The sequence below is a fragment of the Chryseobacterium camelliae genome (genome assembly GCF_002770595.1).
GTDB lineage: Bacteria > Bacteroidota > Bacteroidia > Flavobacteriales > Weeksellaceae > Chryseobacterium > Chryseobacterium camelliae.
This window is the reverse complement of record NZ_CP022986.1, coordinates 3665546-3684579: the sequence shown is the minus strand read 5'-3', so window position 1 is coordinate 3684579 and position 19034 is coordinate 3665546. Positions and strand designations below refer to the sequence as shown.

General features: G+C 43.4%; 17 protein-coding genes and 1 pseudogene. 8 read left to right on the top strand and 10 right to left on the bottom strand.

What is annotated here, in order from left to right; genetic code table 11:
• The first annotated feature begins 166 nt into the window (after positions 1-166).
• The gene (locus tag CGB83_RS17025; RefSeq protein WP_100076891.1) at positions 167-2023 is read left to right on the top strand and encodes a CocE/NonD family hydrolase; all 1857 of its coding nucleotides are present in this window, start codon (positions 167-169) and stop codon (positions 2021-2023) included.
• Between the two features lie 540 nt (positions 2024-2563).
• On the opposite strand, the gene CGB83_RS17020 is transcribed toward CGB83_RS17025, so the two are convergent.
• From CGB83_RS17020 to speB, 3 genes are all read right to left on the bottom strand, one after another.
• Positions 2564-3175 (bottom strand): alpha-ketoglutarate-dependent dioxygenase AlkB family protein, encoded by a 612-nt coding sequence (locus tag CGB83_RS17020; protein WP_100076890.1) that lies wholly within the window; start codon positions 3173-3175, stop codon positions 2564-2566.
• A gap of 113 nt (positions 3176-3288) precedes the next feature.
• On the bottom strand, positions 3289-4149 hold the full coding sequence (locus tag CGB83_RS17015) for a bifunctional transcriptional activator/DNA repair enzyme AdaA (protein ID WP_100076889.1): 861 nt from the start codon (positions 4147-4149) through the stop codon (positions 3289-3291).
• Positions 4150-4219: 70 nt separating this feature from the next.
• Entirely contained in the window at positions 4220-5071 is an 852-nt protein-coding gene (gene speB / locus CGB83_RS17010; protein ID WP_100076888.1) for an agmatinase, read from the bottom strand.
• A 176-nt stretch (positions 5072-5247) separates the two neighbouring features.
• Between speB and CGB83_RS17005 the strand changes: the two genes are divergently transcribed.
• Entirely contained in the window at positions 5248-5907 is a 660-nt protein-coding gene (locus CGB83_RS17005; protein ID WP_100076887.1) for an HAD family hydrolase, read from the top strand.
• Positions 5908-5964: 57 nt separating this feature from the next.
• Here the strand turns inward: CGB83_RS17005 and CGB83_RS17000 are convergent, their stop codons facing one another.
• The 3 genes from CGB83_RS17000 to CGB83_RS16990 form a co-directional block, all read right to left on the bottom strand.
• A complete protein-coding gene (locus tag CGB83_RS17000) occupies positions 5965-7362 on the bottom strand; it encodes a type III PLP-dependent enzyme domain-containing protein (protein ID WP_100076886.1) in 1398 nt (465 codons plus the stop codon).
• A 270-nt stretch (positions 7363-7632) separates the two neighbouring features.
• Positions 7633-8283 carry a thiamine diphosphokinase gene (locus tag CGB83_RS16995; protein ID WP_228419977.1) on the bottom strand — a complete coding sequence of 217 codons (651 nt, stop codon included), beginning with the start codon at positions 8281-8283 and terminating at the stop codon, positions 7633-7635.
• Entirely contained in the window at positions 8246-8815 is a 570-nt protein-coding gene (locus CGB83_RS16990; protein ID WP_100076885.1) for a cob(I)yrinic acid a,c-diamide adenosyltransferase, read from the bottom strand. The genes CGB83_RS16995 and CGB83_RS16990 overlap by 38 nt, the downstream gene beginning before the upstream one ends.
• A gap of 259 nt (positions 8816-9074) precedes the next feature.
• On the opposite strand from CGB83_RS16990, the gene CGB83_RS16985 reads away from it, so the two are divergent.
• A complete protein-coding gene (locus CGB83_RS16985; RefSeq protein WP_100076884.1) occupies positions 9075-9578 on the top strand; it encodes a DinB family protein in 504 nt (167 codons plus the stop codon).
• Between the two features lie 269 nt (positions 9579-9847).
• On the opposite strand, the gene CGB83_RS16980 is transcribed toward CGB83_RS16985, so the two are convergent.
• The 3 genes and pseudogenes from CGB83_RS16980 to lptB all read right to left on the bottom strand — a co-directional run.
• The gene (locus tag CGB83_RS16980; RefSeq protein ID WP_100076883.1) at positions 9848-10798 is read right to left on the bottom strand and encodes a helix-turn-helix transcriptional regulator; all 951 of its coding nucleotides are present in this window, start codon (positions 10796-10798) and stop codon (positions 9848-9850) included.
• 104 nt (positions 10799-10902) lie between these two features.
• Complete coding sequence (locus CGB83_RS16975) at positions 10903-12630, bottom strand: ABC transporter ATP-binding protein (protein WP_100077637.1); 1728 nt, start codon at positions 12628-12630, stop codon at positions 10903-10905.
• Positions 12631-13132: 502 nt separating this feature from the next.
• Positions 13133-13858: pseudogene (lptB, locus tag CGB83_RS16970) on the bottom strand (LPS export ABC transporter ATP-binding protein); the annotation flags it as partial.
• 158 nt (positions 13859-14016) lie between these two features.
• On the opposite strand from lptB, the gene CGB83_RS16965 reads away from it, so the two are divergent.
• Positions 14017-14310: a TM2 domain-containing protein gene (locus CGB83_RS16965; protein WP_100076881.1), complete on the top strand. Its 294-nt coding sequence runs from the start codon at positions 14017-14019 to the stop codon at positions 14308-14310.
• A gap of 75 nt (positions 14311-14385) precedes the next feature.
• Positions 14386-15114: a hypothetical protein gene (locus tag CGB83_RS16960; RefSeq protein WP_100076880.1), complete on the top strand. Its 729-nt coding sequence runs from the start codon at positions 14386-14388 to the stop codon at positions 15112-15114.
• Between the two features lie 76 nt (positions 15115-15190).
• Here CGB83_RS16960 and hemB read toward each other — a convergent pair whose 3' ends face one another.
• Positions 15191-16183 carry a porphobilinogen synthase gene (hemB, locus tag CGB83_RS16955; RefSeq protein ID WP_100076879.1) on the bottom strand — a complete coding sequence of 331 codons (993 nt, stop codon included), beginning with the start codon at positions 16181-16183 and terminating at the stop codon, positions 15191-15193.
• A 117-nt stretch (positions 16184-16300) separates the two neighbouring features.
• On the opposite strand from hemB, the gene CGB83_RS16950 reads away from it, so the two are divergent.
• The 3 genes from CGB83_RS16950 to CGB83_RS16940 all read left to right on the top strand — a co-directional run bounded on the left by CGB83_RS16950 (position 16301) and on the right by CGB83_RS16940 (position 18982).
• Positions 16301-16651 carry a T9SS type A sorting domain-containing protein gene (locus tag CGB83_RS16950; RefSeq protein WP_100076878.1) on the top strand — a complete coding sequence of 117 codons (351 nt, stop codon included), beginning with the start codon at positions 16301-16303 and terminating at the stop codon, positions 16649-16651.
• Positions 16652-16753: 102 nt separating this feature from the next.
• Positions 16754-17665 carry an ABC transporter ATP-binding protein gene (locus CGB83_RS16945; RefSeq protein ID WP_100076877.1) on the top strand — a complete coding sequence of 304 codons (912 nt, stop codon included), beginning with the start codon at positions 16754-16756 and terminating at the stop codon, positions 17663-17665.
• A 6-nt stretch (positions 17666-17671) separates the two neighbouring features.
• Positions 17672-18982 carry an ABC transporter permease gene (locus CGB83_RS16940; protein ID WP_100076876.1) on the top strand — a complete coding sequence of 437 codons (1311 nt, stop codon included), beginning with the start codon at positions 17672-17674 and terminating at the stop codon, positions 18980-18982.
• Positions 18983-19034 lie beyond the last annotated feature (52 nt).

The following is a 19034-nucleotide window of genomic DNA, read 5'->3' as shown; positions in this document are numbered from 1 at the left end:
ATTCCATTTGAATAAAAATAAATTCCGTTTTCGGGTTAATTTATTTTCATGATATAATAATAACATGAGAATACATAATCCTCATCAGAAAAATCTCCTTTATTTTATTCACCTGAGTTCTTTAACCTGTTTTTTATTTATAATTTAGCGGCCAAATTATACCTATATGAAACTCCGCATATCCATTTTGCTTCTCATAGTCTTTATCGTAGCACGGTCACAGGGCAAACGCCAGGACGATCATTTTGTAGAACAGAATTTTACCAAACAGGAAGTATACATTCCGATGCGGGACGGCGTAAAACTTTTTACCGCAGTGTATATCCCGAAAGATATCTCTTCCAAAAACAAATATCCTTTCCTGATGCAGCGGACATGCTACAGCGTGGCTCCTTATGGAGCAGAATACAAAGGAAAACTGGGTCCTAATGAATACCTGATGAAGGATAAATATATTTTCATCTATCAGGATGTGCGCGGCAGGTACATGAGTGAAGGGACTTTCACCAATATGACTCCGCAGGTGGACCATAAGACGAAGAAAGACGTGGATGAAAGCACAGATACCTATGACACCATTGCATGGCTCTTGAAAAATATTAAGAACAACAATGGGAAAGTAGGACAGTTCGGGACTTCTTATCCCGGATTTTATACGGCTGTAGGAACTTTAGCGGACCACCCTGCCCTGGTTGCTTCCTCTCCGCAGGCACCGATCTCCAGTTTCTGGAATGATGATTTCCTGCATAACGGAAGGTTCATGCTGGGCTACTTCAAGACCTTTCCGGTCTTCGGGGTTCAGAAAACGAAACCGGAAAACAAAGCTTGGTATTCGGATTCCATGATCAAGACAAAATCGGATGACGGCCTCAAGTTTTACCGCGATATGGGTACCCTGAAAGACGGCTACGAAAAGTATTATAAAGACAATTTTTTCATGACGGAAATCATGAACCATACCAACTATGACGATTTCTGGCAGAAAAGGAACCTGCTCCCGCACCTGAAAAATATCAAACACGCGGTAATGACCGTTGGCGGGTGGTTTGACGCCGAAGACCTTTCCGGTCCGCTCAACATTTACAAAACCATTGAAAAGACCAGCCCGAAAGCCAAAAATACCATTGTAATGGGGCCATTTTCACACGGCGGGTGGTCGTATGAACAGGGAAAACACTTCCATAACGACATGTATTTCGGGGACAGCATCGCTACCTATTATCAGAAGAATATTGAAACACGATTCTTTAACCACTACCTGAAAGGAAATACCAGGGAAGATGCAGGCCTGCCCGAAGCATTAATGTACGATACAGGAGCAAAAGCCTGGAAAGAGTTTGCTACCTATCCGCCGAAAGAAGCTCAAAAAATTAATTTCTATCTGGCATCCGGAACGCTGAAACCCTCTGCCGGACAAGGCTATTCCGAATATTACAGTGATCCCAACAACCCTGTGGTAAGTTCCATGAACCTGAAGGATTTCAACGGCTTTACGCCAAGGAATTATATGTCCGAAGACCAACGGTTTGCAGAGGGAAGACCTGATGTGCTCACTTTTACAACCGATGTTTTAACCGACGACCTCACCTTTGCCGGCGAACTGATGGCTAAACTGAATATCGCTTCCACTTCCACTGACGCTGATTTCGCCGTTAAGCTGATTGATGTCTATCCGGAAGATTTTAAACCGGCTGAAAAGAAGGAAGGCGTAGTATACGGCAATTACCACCAGATGGTCCGAAGCGAAATTATGCCGGCCCGATTCAGGAACTCCAGGGAAAAAGCCGAAGCATTGGTTCCGAATACGAAAACAGCGGTTAACTTCAGGCTTCAGGACGTTGTCCATACGTTTAAGAAAGGGCATAAAATCCAGGTCCAGATCAGCAGTACATGGTTCCCGCTTTTTGCGGTCAATCCGCAGAAATTTATGGAGAATCCTAATTTTGCAAGCCAGCAGGATTATACGAAAGCATTCATCAAAGTATTTGATGACAGTGCCATAGAAGCAGAAGTCCTGAAATAAATCCTTGTTTTTAAACACATGAACAAAAAACTGTGTAATCTATTGATCTGCGCGAGAATAAAACCACAAAAGTTTTTTTTGACACATAAGAAGCATGAAGATAAAAGCTTGGAAAACATTAAGAACACAGAAGTTTTTAAAATCTACGATTTTTACGATAAGTGAAAAAAAGCTGCGAGAGATGCTGATCTGCAAGAGATTCAAACCACAAAAGTAACAACAGTTTTTCTGACACATAAGAATCATGAAGATAAAAGCTCTGAAAACAGAAGAACACAGAAGTTTTAAAAATCTACGATTTTTACGATGAGTGAAAAAAATCTGCCAGAGATACTGATCTGCCAGAGATTCGAACCACAACAGTCACAAAGTTTTTTTGACACATAAGAAGCATGAAGATAAAAGCTCTGAAAACAGAAGAACACATGAGTTTTTAAAAATCTACGATTTTTACGAGGAGTGAAAAGTATGCTGTATGTAAGACCTGCCCTTTTTCAATGCTATTATAGAATCATCCTCTATTTTAACCCTATGGCCCAGTTATTCTTCAATCGTCCTGAACGTAAGATTGATTCTGGGTGTTTTCACCTTGGTGGTAGGCGGCAGGCGGTGCAGCCAGTGGTCCTGTGTGATCCCCTTCATCACCAGCAGGCTGCCGTTTTCTAGCCAAAGCTCAACTTTATCTTTGGTAGTTTTATGTTTGAAAGCAAATTTACGTTCTGCTCCGAAAGTCAGTGAAGCAATCGCACCATGCTTTTTAAGGTCTTTTTCAGCATCGCTGTGATAGGCCATTCCTTCGCTTCCATCATGGTACAGGTTCAGGAGGCAGGAGTTATAGGTTTCACCGCTTATTTCTTCACATTTTTTTTTCAGTTCCAGCAATTCAGGGGTCCATGCTAAAGCACGTTTCGTACGTTGCGAATAGGTATATTCAAACGGCAGGTCCCCAAACCAGGCCACTTTCCTTTTGGTGGTAATCAGCTTACCGAAAATAACCGCTTCGTCATTTTCCCAGGGGATCTCACCCAGGAGGCAGGCATAATAAGACTCTGACATTTCCCTTGAAAACACTTTTCCGTAATATTGAACCGTCCCGTCATACGGAAGGATATTGACCGGATATTCTGACGGATCTTCAAAAAGGCTGAGCATAATGAATGTAAATTATATGATGATGAATGAAGGTAAAGAATACTGATGCGATCCTGTTGTTGGTAAGGATTCACACCGTTCTTTGAATAATAATCTGCAACAAGTAAATAAGATCAGGAAACGGACAGGTTTTCCGGATCCGTCATAGCATTCTCCCAGCCGATGATCAGCTGCTTTCTGTCGCTTCCCCAACGGTAGCCTCCGATTTCCCCGGAAGACCGGATGACACGGTGACAGGGAATCAGAAACGCTACGGGATTGCTGCCGATAGCGGTTCCCACTGCGCGCGACGCTCCGGAATGACCGATTTTCCCTGCTAAGCTTCCATAGGTCGACAGTTTTCCAACAGGAATAGCCAGAAGGCTTTGCCAGACTTTAAGCTGGAAATCCGTTCCTTTTAAATGAAGCTTTACGGACTCCGGCCTGTTCCAGTCTTTGCTGAAAATGGACAGGGCACTGGTATGAAATGCTGTCTGCCGCTCCATAAAAGAAGCATTGGGAAACCTGAACTTCAGGTCTTCCAATGCTTTTTCTTTATCGTCTTCAAAAGCCATGTGGCAGATCCCTTTTGGCGTGGATGCCGTAAGGATAGGCCCGAACAGACTGTCTGAATAACTGTAGCTGATTTCCAGACTCCTGCCGCCGTTTTTATATTCGGCCGGGGACATTCCCTCGATATTGACAAACAATTCATGCAGCCTGCTGGTGCTGGAAAGCCCGGTCTCAAATGCCGTATCTGACAGGGTGGCTTTTTCTTCGTTCAACAGCTTTTTGGCGTGCTCCAGGCTGATGTACTGAAGGAACTTTTTAGGACTGGTCCCCGCCCATTCCGTAAATATCTTCTGGAAATGGGCCGGGCTCAGGTGTATTTTTTCCGCTACTTCCTCCAGCCCGGGCTGAAGCAGGAAATTTTCCTGTATATAGGCGATGGCCTTAGCAATCCTTTGGTAATTGATCTGATTTTGTGTCAACATATCATTCCGTTTTATTCCACAAATTTCCAGAAAATACAGGACAGAAAAAATCCGGTTCCTGCGGAATGTATTATTGATTCAGGTGGTAATAGGCCAGCATTTTGTAGTACAGTTTGGCGGCCAGGAATGCACTTGGCTTAGCCATCGGTGAATCCATCAGCTCTACAATATCGAAAGCAACCACATTACATTTTTCAAATACTTTTTTCAGCAGTTCCAGCGTTGGGTACCACTGAAGGCCGCCCGGCTCAGGAGTTCCGGTAGACGGCGCGATAGAAGGATCAAAAGCATCCAGGTCAATGGTGATGTACACATTCCCTGACACTTTTTCCAGGACGTCATTTACCCAGTTTTCATTATTCGCGATCTCATGGGCAAAAAACACCCTTCCTTCCGGTAAATACTGGGCTTCTTCGATATCCATGGAACGGATTCCCACCTGAACCAGGTTATGCTTCTGGCTGGCTTCAAACACCGCACAGGCATGGTTGGATGTGGAACCATGGAATTCTGGACGCAGGTCCGTGTGCGCATCCAGCTGAAGAACAGTCAGGTTGTCATACTTCTCCCCTACCGCACGGATGGAACCGATGGATACGGAATGTTCGCCACCGAAAAGGGTAAATAATTTCCCGTCGTGGTTCAGGAGTTCTTTGGTTTTCTGGTAAACGGCTTCGGTCATGGCTTCCGGAGTGGAATTTTCGGAAACTTCCCCGGCCATATATACACCTTCAAGGTAGGGCTCGGTTCCGGTTTCAATGTCGTAAAGCTCCATGTTTTCAGAAGCGTCAAGGAATAATTCAGGGCCTTTGTCAGCTCCTTTTCCCCAAGTGGATGTCCCGTCATAAGGAACGGTAACCAATACTACCTTAGCTTTTTCCAGTGATGCATTTTCTTCAGGAATTCCTGCGTATGTTCTCATGCTGTATTATAGATTTAAATAATTGAATGATTTTGGTACAAAGATACAAATAGTCGCGGAGTTATACGGATGAACTTAAGAAAGGAATTACCTGTTTTGCCCGTCCCGGCCTGTTTTTTGCCGGAAACGTTTCAGTCTTTGATTTTATAAAGTTATTTTTGTAAAAAAATTCAACTATGCCTTTAAAAGCTGTGCTATTCGATATGGATGGCGTTATTGTAGACACGGAACCGCTGCACAGAAAAGCGTATTTTAAAACCTTTGATGACCTTGGGATACAGGTTCCGGAAGGAATGTATACTACCTTTACGGGATATTCCACCAAAAAGGTTTGCGAAACCCTGATTGAAAAGTTCAGTCTTTCCCAAACCTACGAAGAGATTGCAGGGATCAAAAGAGCCTATTTCAAAGATTTCTTTTACAACGATGAAGATTTTGATCTTATCCCGGGTGTAAAAAACCTTATTGAACATTATTACGAAAACGGCATTACCCTCATCCTGGCGTCTTCCGCTACCATGACCACCATCAATATGGTATTTGAAAAGTTCGGGCTTGAAAAATATTTCAGCGGCAAAATCAGCGGGGCTGATCTTAAAGAATCAAAGCCACACCCTGAAGTATTCCTTCTGGCAGCAGAACTGGCCGGTGAACCTACGGGCAACTGTATGGTTATTGAAGATTCCACCAACGGGATCATGGCTTCCCACCGGGCAGGCATTTTCTGTGCTGCGTACCGAAGCCCGCATTCCAAAAACCAGGACTATACCCTTGCAGATACAGTCGTCTCAGATTATCCTGAACTTGAGCTGGATAAGATCTCACAATATTTTTAAAAACAAAAGCTATCAGTCTGATCCTGATAGCTTTTGTTTTATTGTTATATTCAATGATTATTCTTTGTACCCCAGAAGCTTTAAAATATCTTCAGGCTCCTGTTTCTCACGGAACACCTCGTACTGGAATTCCCCGTTTTCATCCTTCTGAATCAGGACATGCCTAGGCTGCGGCATCAGGCAGTGGTGTACTCCGCCATATCCTCCGATCGTTTCCTGATATGCTCCGGTATGGAAAAACCCGATGTACAGAGGCTTGGTATCACTGAAAACCGGCAGGTAAATCGCATTGGTATGCTGCTCAGAATTGTAATAATCATCAGAATCGCAGGTAAGTCCTCCTAAAAATACCCTTTCATAGGTATCTTCCCAACGGTTAAGCGGCAACATGATGAAATGCCTGGAGATCGCCCAGGTATCCGGAAGCGTGGTCATGAACGAAGAATCGATCATATTCCACTTTTCACGGTCGTTCTGGCGCTTCTGCGAGATAATTTTATACAGGTTGGCTCCGCTTTCTCCTACGGTAAAGCTTCCGAATTCGGTGTAAATATTAGGTTCTTCTACCCCTTCTTCCTCACAGAATTTTTTGATCTGGGAAACGATTTCTTCTACCATGTACTGATAATCATAATCGAAATTCAGAGAGGTTTTGATCGGGAAGCCTCCTCCGATGTTCAGGGAATCCACTTCAGGAGCAATCTTTTTCAGACGGGCATATACACGGAGACATTTGTACAGTTCGTTCCAGTAATAAGCCGTATCCTTGATCCCGGTATTGATGAAGAAATGCAGCATTTTCAGCCTTGCATTCGGGTGCTCGGCAATTTTCTGGCTGTAATACGGAATGATATCCTTATATCCGATCCCCAGCCTTGAGGTATAAAATTCAAATTTAGGTTCCTCTTCGGAAGCAATCCTGATCCCGATATCGAATGTGGTATCAATGCTTTCCGTAAGCTTATCCAGCTCCCGGTAATTATCCAGGATCGGGGTAATGTTTTCAAAACCGCTGTTGATCATTTCCGAGATCTTGGCCAGATAATCATCCGTCTTGAACCCGTTACAGATCACTTCAATATTTTTGTCTACTTTTCCTTTTTCATACAGGGATTTCACGATGTCCATATCATAGGCAGCAGAGGTTTCGATGGAAATATCGTTCCTTAAAGCCTCTTCCAGGACAAAGTTAAAATGGCTGGATTTTGTGCAGTAGCAATAGGTATAGTTCTTCTTATATCCGGTTTTTTCAAAAGCTCCCCTGAACCAGCTTTTCGCCTTCTGAATATTCTGCGAAATCCTCGGCAGGTAACTGATCTTCAGCGGAGTGCCGAATTTTTCAACAACATCCATTAGGGGGATGTCATGGAACAACAGATTATTCTCAGAAACATTAAATTCCTCGGTAGGAAAATAGAGCGTCTGATCAATGAGTTCCGAATATTTTATCTTCATTTCTAAATAAGAGAATTAGGAGTACAAAATTGGTAAAAAACTTTTATTTTTTGGTGTTAATTTTTTATAAAATTTAAAATACATTATCCACCGGCTTTTACACGCCAGAACGGCCCCGGCAAAAGTATTGTTCTGTATTCCGGCTCTTAATAATTGGTTGAATTACGGATACAAAAATAATCACAGGCAATCTCCTCAACAGCTATACATTAAATGATTTCAGCAACCCGTTGAAGAGCCCACAGATGTCTGTGATGAAAGCTCTTACCGCTACGGCGTACCGATAAAGATCAGCAGGTCTCCCGTTTCATAGGTTACCGATATTTCGTTTTCAGCGGCGAAATTCCTTGTCCCCAGTCTGGAAATAATACTGAGGTCTTCATTTTCCAGCGGCCAGTTCAACCCTTTTGTTACGATATTTCCTGCTGACGGAAACGGGTAAAGAGATACCATCCTTCCCTGGATTCCTGTGAGGGAAAAATTCTTAGGGATAAAGAAATACTGTGAAAATTGATCATAAAACCGGATATTCATGCGGTCTTTGAACATATAAGCCACGGTAAGGTTCCCCAGGAAATGATCCTGTTCACCGCCGCTTCCTCCCAGGACATCCACTTCAGAAAACCCTTTTTCCAGAATAATTTCCAGGGCCTTGTGAAAATCAGTTTTATCCTGATCCGGCGTAAAAATAAATTTCCCCTCATATACATTCTCATCGTTTCCCGTATGTGAATCAAAGTCACCGGAAATAAAATCGAGCTTTTCCAATGGAAAATTTTGTTGCTTCAGGTAGTGAAAAGCACCGTCCGTACAGGCGATCAGCCCGTAAAGCTCAGGGTCCGGCAGGCTTTTGGGAGCTTCTCCGTTAATGAAGAGCAATGCTTTACCGCTCATTCGGGTTCCAGTATTCTTCCGGTTCATGATTGATTTTGGAAACGTACCTGGCCAGGACAAAAAGGTAGTCCGACAGCCTGTTGAGGTATTTGATCAGCTCCGGACGCACTTCCTCAGATTCGTTCAGGAAAACCAGCGAGCGTTCGGAACGCCTGCAAATGGTACGTGCCGCATGGAGAAAGGTTGCTGCTTTTCCGCCACCCGGAAGGATAAAATACTGGAGGGGCTCCAGCTGTTCGTCGAATGCATCCATCCACTGCTCCAGCTCTTCAGTTTCGGTTTCAGAAATCACCAGGGGAAGACGGGATTTCCCATTGGCCAGCATCAGCTTATCCGCGGGAGTTGCCGCTTCTGAACCTACGGTGAACAGGTCAAACTGGATTTTTTTCAGCTGCCTCAATACTTCTGCATCTTCTATATGGCTTTTAGCGATGCCGATGAAAGAATTCAGCTCATCTATATTCCCATAGCTTTCCACCCGTGCGCTGGCTTTGGATACTCTGGTTCCGCCATACAGGGCGGTCTGGCCTTTGTCTCCGGTCTTCGTATAAATTTTCATAGTACTAAAATACTTTTTCAAGCTAAAACGGCCAAGCTTTTTGTCAGGTTTTTAAACATGTAAGTCTGTTACCGGATCCATTCCTAAAGTTTCCGAAAGGATTGAACAGGATTCAAACAAATATATTGTATACCAGACATTGATCTGTCATGATTCCAAATTGATTTAAAAATCTTTTTTTTGACAAATTCCTACTGACATACTGCTGTCATCTACCGGTCTTACCTTTGTCGTACAAACAACATTAAAAATGTATACTATGACATCAACAGAAACACCAGCAGGTACCGTACAATTCATGAATGCTGCACAATTACTGGAGCACTGGCAGGGGCACCGCAACCTGACCAGAAGGGTGATCGAAGCTTTCCCTGAACAAGACTTGTTTGCATTTTCAATTGGCGGCCTGAGAACATTCGCCAAAATGGCTGTTGAACTGATCAGCATCGGCGGCCCTGCTTTGAGGGGAATCGTAGAAGGTAAGATTGAGGCTTTCGATGAGACTGCTTTTGTCCCTTCTACCAAGGCTGAACTCCTGGCCAAGTGGGATGAAGAAACTGTAGTAATCCATGATTATTTCAACCGTATTCCGGAAGGCCGTTTCCAGGAATCCTACAATCTATTCGGACAGTATGATTTCCCAATCTATCAGAACCTCCTGTACTTTATTGATAATGAAGTACATCACCGCGGCCAGGGCTATGTATACCTGAGAGCATTAGGTATTGAACCGCCGTTTTTCTGGGAAAGGTTTGATCATTAATCCATATTGATACACGACACTCAGGCTGTAATAGGAAGCCTGAATAAATGAGTTCTGCTGCATGCAGAACTCATTTTTATGTTAGTAAAGATCGTACGATCAAAAAGCTGGTAAAATGCTTCCGAAGAAGAGTACAAAAAGTAACCACGTAAAAAAATTACACATCATAATTAGAACTGATTAAATATATCATCCGGAATAAAATACTGATTATATTTAAACGGAATCAGCATTCCATCCTGCGTTTATAGCCGTGGCATCCTTTTGAATTATAAGCTGTTCAGGATACGTTCCGCTAATTCCTTTGTTTTGCTTCTGAGGGAATCAGGTTCCAGAACCCGGGCATAATCGGCAAAAGTAATCAGCCAGCGCGGAAATCCTTCATCGATCCAGTCGGTTTCAAAAATCATCTCAATACCGTCTTCATGCAGTATTTCTTCTGTGAGCCCGTAATACCTTTTGGAATTGACCAGGTGTCCGACAATTTTTTTATCGACCAGAAGCCTTACCCTGGTTTTATTGCCATTGGGTTTGCTGCGGTAATCATTGATCTGGCCGTATTCCTGCAGGAAAGGATTCTGCGTTTTTATAATCTGCTGGATCCTGTCGATCCTGAACTGCCTGAAATCATTCCGCAAGGTACAGAAAGCCATAAAATACCAGTAATTGAACTCAAAGAAAACGCCCACCACCTCAACGGTCCTGGTAGAGAACTGATCATCCACCGTTCTGTATTCTATGGTCAGCTGTTTCTTTTCAGCTATGCTTTCCATGATGATGGGAATCACATTTTTGATGTTCTCACCGGAAACCGGATGATAATTGAAGATATCGACCTGCTTCTCGACACTCTGGATCAGGTTCTTATCCGAATACCTCAATACGGAACGCAGTTTTTCCATGGCATTCTGGTGGTGGATTCCCAAACTCTGGTCTGAAAATTTCTGCATCAGCTTTTCTGCCGTAATGAAACTCAAAACTTCTTCCTTCGTAAACATGACAGGCGGCAGCTTATAACCGTCCATCAAAGAATAGCCGCTCCCCGCTTCACCCACAATAGGAATTCCTGCATGCTCCAGGGTTTTGATATCCCGGTAAATAGTCCGGATGCTCACCTCAAACTTCTTCGCAAGATCCTGCGCCCGTACCAAAGGTCTGGACTGCAGCTGAGTGAGAATGGCGGTTACCCTGTCGAGTTTTTTGAGATAATGGTCGTTCATGGGGACGAGAGATGATTGATAGTTGATAAATGATAATTGATGAGTGATAATTAATGCAAGGTCATTGTTACACTGCTACATTGTTATATTGCTACATTGATATATTACTGGTCTTTAAACGTACTCACGAGTTTATCCAGGTTCAGGCTTCGGGCCGAAGCATCGAAGATTTCCCGGTAGGTTCCGTTTTTCTGTACTAGTTCATCATGGGTGCCATGTTCCACTACCCTGCCCTTTTTCATAACGTAAATGGTATCGGCATCCAGGATCTGGGATAATGAGTGGGAAATAATCACTACTGTCCTGCCTTCTTTGATGGCGTCCAGTGAATTTTTGATCTGCTCCGTAGCAATGGCATCCAGGCTGGCCGTAGGTTCATCCAGGAATATAATAGGCGGATCTTTCAGGAAGAGCCTTGCAATGGCAATCCTCTGCTGCTGCCCTCCCGAGAGCTGGGTAGCATCATGCTGATACTGATCCGGCAGATCCATGATCTGCTCATGGAGATAGGCCTTTCTGGCAGCTGCTTCGATCTCTTCAAAACTGGCATTCATATTTCCATAACGGATATTGTCTTCAATGCTTCCCTGGAAAATATGGTTTTTCTGGAGTACGAGGCCGAGATCGTCCCTGAGAAAAGTATTTTCGTATTCATTCAGGTCTATGCCGTCCAACAGGATACATCCGGAATCCGGAAGATAGAACTTACAGAGCAGGTTGATCACAGTTGATTTTCCGGCACCGCTTAATCCGACCAGTGCAGTAGTCTTCCCGTTTTCTATGGTCATGGAAACCCCGTGCAGGGCCTGCGTTCCGTTCGGATAGGTAAAACTTACATTTTTCAGTTCAAAAGTCCCTTTGATATCTTTTTCCTGAAGTTTTCCATCCGGCTCTTTTTCATCATCGGCATTTAAAATATCGAAATAACCTTCGGCATAGATCATCGCATCGTTCATATCGTCATAGATCCTGTGCAGCTGCCGGATTGGTGCAGAGACATTATTAAAGAGCATGATATGAAGCATAATGGCACCGATGGTCATCTGCTGGTCCAGAACCAGGTAAACCGTCAAAAGGATGATCAGCACAACACCAAACTGCTCGATGAAGGTTTTCAGTCCGTCATAAATAAAATTGGTCCTGCGTGTGAACATCTGGCTTTCCATCAGCTGCATCTGCAGGTCATACTGTTTTTTACCCTCAAATTTTTCCCTTACGAAGCTTTTGATGACCATAATGGAGCTGATGAGGTTCAGCAGGCCGGAAGTTTTCTGCTCACGCTGATTCCTCAGCTTTCTCCGCACGCCGCTCAGTTTTCTTGCCTGTAATGAACTGATATAGAAATACACCGGTACAATCACCGTGGAAACGGCGCCTACATACACATTCTGCATGTACATAATGATCAAAGCAATAAAGGCATTGGAGAACAACGGCAGCATATCGATAAAGAAGTTCTGGACCAGGCGAGTAAGGCTTTCAATACCACGGTCGATCCTGATCTGGAGCTTTCCGGAATCGTGGTTTTCATCATTGAAATAAGCAACCCTGTAGGTAAGGATTTTATCGATGGCCGACTGTGCCAACACCGAACTTACATTGATCCTGATTTTCTCACCGTAAAATTTCTGGCCGAAATTGATGAAAATGTTCAGCAGCTCCTTACCCAGCAGGATAATCGATATCACAATGAGAACGTGGATTCCTTCGGACATCGGATGCGGTAGTTTGGTAAGCTGCGTAACCTCATCTACCGTATATTTCAGGACGATGGGATTGACCTGGGCAGCGAGTGCACCGAGAAAAGTGAGGAACAGCGTTCCGTAAATCATCAGCCGGTATGGGCGGATGAACACGATCAGCTGCTTATAGATTCCGAATAAAGTAAGGGTTCTGGTAAAAGGTTTTGCCATGACTTCATTTAACTAAAACGTACCGTTTCCGAAAGAAAAGGTACGTTTTATTCTATTTTTAAACAAGAAGTTTCTGTGTTAAATATTATCCCTCATACACGTAGGTGGTCACATAATGCAGTTCAGGGCGTGCTGCCGCTCTGGATTCTGCATCCGCCTGCTCTTTGGAATACTGTGAGTTGATTTCTTTTTTCTGGAATACAAATGCATTATTGGCATTCTTGTCAATCACGTCATTGAAGATGTGCTCAATTTCTGAATTAGCCAGAGAAGCAAAGCTGATATCTTCAAAGCCGTGCATGATCCTAAGGTCGTCAAATTGCGGGAAATTCTCATCCACAAAGCCCTGAAGCTGGGTTTTGGAATCAAAATTCCCTGCCCAGATGTTATAAAGGTATTTTTTCTTTTTGGTTTTATCCGAAAGGCTCTGGTAAACGAAGTTTTCACCAAGATAGGCTTCCCTTACCTGCGGATCATTGGCCAGGTCTTCCGGAAGCCCCTCTTTCAGGATCCTTCCTTCGAACATAATATAGGTCTTGTTCGTAATGGCCAAAGTCTGCTGAACATTATGGTCCGTGATCAGGATGCCGATATTTTTATCAACCAGGCTCCGTACGATCTTCTGGATGTCTTCCACGGCAATCGGGTCTACTCCGGCAAAGGGTTCATCGAGAAGGATGAAGTTCGGACTGGTAGCCAGGCACCTTGCGATCTCCGTTCTCCTCCGCTCTCCTCCGGAAAGAAGGTCCCCACGGTTTTTGCGTACGTGCTGCAATGAGAATTCTTCCACCAGTTCATCGCATTTCATCTGCTGTTCACGTTTGGAGAGCTTGGTCAGCTGCAATACGCCCATGATGTTTTCTTCCACGGAAAGCTTCCTGAATACCGACGCTTCCTGAGCCAGGTATCCGATTCCTTTCTGCGCCCTGCGGTACATGGCATCTGTAGTGATTTCCTGCTTATCAAGGAAGATTTTACCGGAAGTAGGCTTCACCAGTCCCACAATCATGTAAAAAGAAGTGGTTTTACCGGCACCGTTCGGACCAAGCAATCCTACAATTTCTCCCTGCTGAACCTGTACGGAAACACCTTTCACCACTTTTTTGGGGCCGTATTCCTTGATTAAGTTTTCTCCTCGTAAAATCATAGGGCAAATATATAAAATTGCTGCAAGTTATAGCAATGCTAGATGAAGTATAGTAATTCTACAGGGAAGTTACTCATTGTCTTTTATCTTGAAAAGGTGTAACTTTTACCAGCATTCTTAATACTAATCATGAACGATCACCTTAAAAAAATATAACAATGGAAAATTACGGTTACACCACAGGAAATCAGCAGAACCCGAACAATAACAACCTTCCTTACCGCTCAGAGAAGAAGATCCCTGCCGCCCTGCTGGGCATCCTGGTAGGCTGGCTTGCCCTGAACAAGTTTTATCTTGGGTACACCAAAGAAGGAATTATCCAGCTGGTGCTTAATGTAGTGACATTCGGTTTAGCCTCTGTTATTCCTTTTATCGAAGGGATTATCTACCTTTTCATGAGCGATAAACAGTTTGACGACACCTATGTCTATGGCAAAAAAGGCTGGTTCTAAGTTTTAACACAAAAGTGTAAGGCTTTTCTGGTTTTTTGCCATAATTTTATAACACCAATCAACAGAACTACTATTATGGACAATAACCAAGAATTAACGGACCTCCTGGCTCTGGACCTGGGAATCAACATCATCGACCGCAAACCGTACGCAAAGGAAGTTTTCAAATGGCAGGATATGGATCTTCTTCCGCATTCTTCCACAGATACGCTGCTAGGCGAAATTTTTGAATGGAACGGCAGGAACTGGCGGACAACAGGCAACAACCTCATCGGATACCTGTTTTCCGGTGACAACCTGAATTACGTGAAGCATCAGCTCATGAACATCCCTAAAAACCCGGCTTTGATCCCTGACTTTGAATTCACAAAGGACAGCATGATTGAGTACGGGCTTTCCCTTCCGTCATTATTCAATATCGGGGTCAACGGAAATATTAAGAATGCCAAAACTTTTTCGGTTAGGGTCAATGGGGTTACAAAATCGCGTATCACGAATATTGATTCCCCGGGAATTGAGATTTTAAGGAACTTCTCCATTTTTACGCAGGCTAAATCCAAGACCTACCGTAAAAACATTAAATTCAATTACCTGAGTACAGCATTGTTTTATGCTGAAAGCGTTGAGATTTTCCTGGAAAAGGATTCGGGGATAGCATTGGATGTAAGTTTCCAGACAGACCATGTAGAAGTGGACGCCAAAGTAGATACGGATACCCAAAAGCATTTTGTACTTAAGTATTCAGGCAGCCAGGCCCCTTTTGCTGCAACATTTACCAAAGGGAAGGATTTTGATATAAGCTGATGAACGTTATGAGTGAAGAGTTATAAGTCATGAGTTGCTGAAAATCACTCATAACTTATAACTCATAACTCAAGACCTATCTGTCTCTGAGGATCATTGCTGCTTCTTTGGCAAAATAAGTGAAGATCATATCTGCACCGGCTCTTTTGAAGCACGTAAGGCTCTCAATGATTGTTTTATCATTGTCGAGCCAGCCGTTCTGAGCGGCAGCTTTTACCATTGCATATTCCCCACTTACGTTGTATACTGCAATCGGAAGGTCAATCGCTTCACGGACTTTTGAAACGATATCCAGATAAGGCAGTCCCGGTTTGATCATGATGATGTCTGCTCCTTCCTCTATATCTTTGAAAACTTCATTCATGGCTTCACGGGAGTTATGGAAATCCATCTGATAAGTTTTTTTGTCCTTCGGAATTTCCATATCGTCTTTAGGCGCGCTGTCCAGGGCACTCCTGAAGGGACCATAAAACGAACTTGCATATTTAGCCGAATAACTTAAAATCCCTACATCTGTAAATCCGCTTTCTTCCAGCGCTTCACGGATCACCTGAACCCTTCCGTCCATCATATCGCTCGGAGCCACGATATCCGCTCCGGCCTCAGCGTGCGATACCGACATTCTGGCCAAAGCATCATTGGTTGCATCGTTGACAATTTTGCCGTTTTCAATAATCCCGTCGTGCCCGTAAATGGAATATGGGTCCAGGGCAACGTCCGGCATCACGATCATTTCCGGAACGGCATCTTTAATAGCCCGGATGGTCTGCTGCATCAGTCCGTCCTTATTCCAGGCTTCTTTTCCGGTATTGTCCTTAAGATGGTCGGAAACTTTCATATACAGGTTGACGGATTTTACGCCTAAAGAAAACAGTTCCTTACATTCTTTCACCGTTAAATCTAAACTTCTTCTGAAAATCCCCGGCATTGAAGCAATCGGCTCTTCTTTGTTTTCACCCTCCATCACAAAAACTGGCATTACAAAGTCACTGGTAGTAAGGGTACATTCCCTTACCAGACTGCGGATAGAATCATTTACTCTCAGCCTTCTGTTTCTTGAATATATCATTTGGAATACTTTTTGAACATTTTTATGCAAATTTACTATATGTTGTACAAAATACTATTGCAGAGACGGGTAGATTTTTCTATTTTTGCTGTTAAATCTATCCGAAATATTTATTTGATGAAAAAACTTTTACTTTTATTTCTTTTTACAGGTGCTCTTGTCGGATTTTCCGGCCATGCCAAAGCTCAGCTTAGGGAACCGGGATTTGTTTCCCAGAAATCTGATGACGGAGTTCTGGTAGCGTACCCTAATCCGGCGAAGGACTTTTTAATTGTAAAAGCCAAGGACGCCTCCCTGAAAATCAAAAGTGTTACCTTCTATTCTATCCTGGGAACCCAGGTAGCCAATTACACGGTTAACATGAATACCGGGGAAATCAATCTTGAAAAACTGAAACCGGGGAAGTACCTGATCCGGTATATCCTGAGTGACAATACCCAAAAGGTCACGCAGATCGTAAAACAATAAACTGAATCCTGATAATCATCAGGATTTTTTATTTCCGGGCCTATCTCGTTCAATAATTCCGTAACTTTCGGGACATTTTTATACTTACAAATCAAAACCCGAATGCTAAAGGCTGAACATATCACGAAGACCTATAACGCCGGAAAGAAGACCGCACTGGATGATTTCAGTATCGACGTTCCCAAAGGAAGTATTTACGGACTTCTTGGCCCCAACGGAGCCGGCAAAACCTCATTCATCAGAATCATCAACCAGATTACCCAGGCAGATTCCGGAGATGTTTTCATCAACGGACAGAAGCTTAATCCGGACCATATCAAAGATATCGGTTATATGCCTGAAGAAAGGGGCCTGTACAAAAATATGAGTGTAGGCGACCAGATCATTTACTTCGGGGAACTGAAAGGCATGAGTAAGAAAGATGCGCAGAACGAAGCCAAACAATGGTTTGAAAAGCTCCATATCGACCAGTGGTGGAAAAAGAAGCTTTCCGAACTTTCCAAAGGGATGGCCCAGAAGATACAGTTTGTGGTTACGGTACTTCATAAGCCTCACCTGCTGATCTTGGATGAGCCTTTTTCAGGTTTCGATCCTGTCAATGCCAATCTTATCAAAGACCAGATCATCGACCTCAAAAATAACGGGACTACCATTATCCTGTCTACCCACCGGATGGAAAGTGTGGAAGAAATGTGCGATTATGTGGCCCTGATCAACAATTCAAAAAAAATCATCGACGGAAGGGTATTCGACGTAAGGGAAAAATTCAAGAAAAACATTTTCGGCATCACCCTTTCTGACGTCAATGAAAACGGCTTTGAGCATTTCAGAAACAAATATGGCATTTTTAACCTCTCCTACCATAATCAGCTGGTTTCATTCGACCTGAAAAATGAAAATGACCAAAACCTGATTATCACAGATCTGGTACAAGCGGGAAAAATCCGGTCCTTTGACGAGAAAATCCCGAGTATGAACGAAGTATTCATCAATGCTGTCAGTAATCCCTCCTAATAGACTATGAACAATATATTTTTAATTACCAAAAGGGAGTTCCTGACCCAGGTTAAGAAAAAGTCCTTTATCATCCTTACTCTGCTGGCCCCTGTTATGCTTATTGCATTCGGTTCCATTATAGGACTGATGTTTAAGGCTAATGAATCCCATAACGTCATCCAGGTGGTGGACAGAAGCGGTCTTTTTAAGAACCAGCTTCCTTCTGACAAGAAACTCAATTATATTTTCATTCCGGCTGCAGATGAACAGGCTAATATGAAAACCCTGAAGAACAATGAGTCACTGGACGGCATCCTGATCTTGCCCGAACTTAAAAACCGGGACTTCAAGGATCTTCAGGATAACACCCGTCTGGTAGTCAACAACAAAATAGGCTTTGATACGAAGCAGCGGATTATTAACGACATCAATAATGTCATTAAAAAGGAAAGGATCAGGGAAATGGGGATTGCAGAAAAGCAGCTGTATGATCTCGACAAGGCTTTTACCCTAAAAACCATCAATGTGGCTGAAGGCAATAAAGAGGATTCTGATCTTACTTTCGGAGTAAAATCCGGACTGAGCATGCTCCTGATGTACGTCACCTTCATGTTCATCATTATTTACGGAGTACGGGTGATGAGAAGCGTCCTGGAAGAGAAGAATAACCGCGTAGTGGAAATCATTATTTCTTCCGTTAAACCTTTTGAACTGATGATGGGAAAGATTCTCGGTGTTACGATGGTTGCCCTTACGCAGTTTGTGGTATGGATTACCATGTCTGTGATCGGGGCCGTAGTTTTAAACACCGGGTTTTCTTCAATTCAGAAGAATATTCCGGGCGCCAGTGAGAGCATTACGGAAAAGCTTGATGTAGCCCAGATCGCCACTCAGGTTTCCCACAGTCTGCTGGAATTAAATTTCCCGCTGATTATTTTCGTATTCATCGTATTTTTCCTTTTAGGATATATATTTTACAGCTCCATTTACGCTGCCATAGGCTCTGCCGTTGACAATGAAACGGAAACCCAACAGTTTACCCTGTTTGCCATCCTTCCTTTAACACTGGGCATGTATGGCAGCTTTACCCTGATGAATAATCCTGACGGACCTCTGGGCTTCTGGCTTTCCATCATCCCGTTTACGTCTCCGGTAGCGATGATCGCCAGGATACCTTTCGGAGTTCCGGCATGGCAGATTGCCCTTTCCATAGTACTGTTGTTAGGAACTACCGTATTCATGATTTTCCTGGCCGGTAAGATTTACCGGGTAGGTATTCTGATGTACGGCAACAAAGCGACGCTGAAAGAACTCTGGAAATGGATCCGCGGTTAAGCAGATGATATAGTATTCAATATAAAAATCCCGGAAGCTTTGCTTCCGGGAT

Coding starts and splice junctions, on each gene's coding strand:
- speB (WP_100076888.1), bottom strand. CDS start 5,071: ATGAGAACATACGCAGGAATTCCTGAAGAAAATGCATCACTGGAAAAA.
- CGB83_RS16950 (WP_100076878.1), top strand. CDS start 16,301: ATGAAAAAACTTTTACTTTTATTTCTTTTTACAGGTGCTCTTGTCGGA.
- CGB83_RS16940 (WP_100076876.1), top strand. CDS start 17,672: ATGAACAATATATTTTTAATTACCAAAAGGGAGTTCCTGACCCAGGTT.
- CGB83_RS16995 (WP_228419977.1), bottom strand. CDS start 8,283: ATGAACCGGAAGAATACTGGAACCCGAATGAGCGGTAAAGCATTGCTC.
- CGB83_RS16975 (WP_100077637.1), bottom strand. CDS start 12,630: ATGATTTACGGAACGCTGTTCCTCACTTTTCTCGGTGCACTCGCTGCC.
- CGB83_RS16965 (WP_100076881.1), top strand. CDS start 14,017: ATGGAAAATTACGGTTACACCACAGGAAATCAGCAGAACCCGAACAAT.
- CGB83_RS17000 (WP_100076886.1), bottom strand. CDS start 7,362: ATGAAGATAAAATATTCGGAACTCATTGATCAGACGCTCTATTTTCCT.
- CGB83_RS17015 (WP_100076889.1), bottom strand. CDS start 4,149: ATGTTGACACAAAATCAGATCAATTACCAAAGGATTGCTAAGGCCATC.
- CGB83_RS17025 (WP_100076891.1), top strand. CDS start 167: ATGAAACTCCGCATATCCATTTTGCTTCTCATAGTCTTTATCGTAGCA.
- CGB83_RS16980 (WP_100076883.1), bottom strand. CDS start 10,798: ATGAACGACCATTATCTCAAAAAACTCGACAGGGTAACCGCCATTCTC.
- CGB83_RS16990 (WP_100076885.1), bottom strand. CDS start 8,815: ATGAAAATTTATACGAAGACCGGAGACAAAGGCCAGACCGCCCTGTAT.
- CGB83_RS17020 (WP_100076890.1), bottom strand. CDS start 3,175: ATGCTCAGCCTTTTTGAAGATCCGTCAGAATATCCGGTCAATATCCTT.
- CGB83_RS16960 (WP_100076880.1), top strand. CDS start 14,386: ATGGACAATAACCAAGAATTAACGGACCTCCTGGCTCTGGACCTGGGA.
- CGB83_RS16985 (WP_100076884.1), top strand. CDS start 9,075: ATGACATCAACAGAAACACCAGCAGGTACCGTACAATTCATGAATGCT.
- CGB83_RS16945 (WP_100076877.1), top strand. CDS start 16,754: ATGCTAAAGGCTGAACATATCACGAAGACCTATAACGCCGGAAAGAAG.
- hemB (WP_100076879.1), bottom strand. CDS start 16,183: ATGATATATTCAAGAAACAGAAGGCTGAGAGTAAATGATTCTATCCGC.
- CGB83_RS17005 (WP_100076887.1), top strand. CDS start 5,248: ATGCCTTTAAAAGCTGTGCTATTCGATATGGATGGCGTTATTGTAGAC.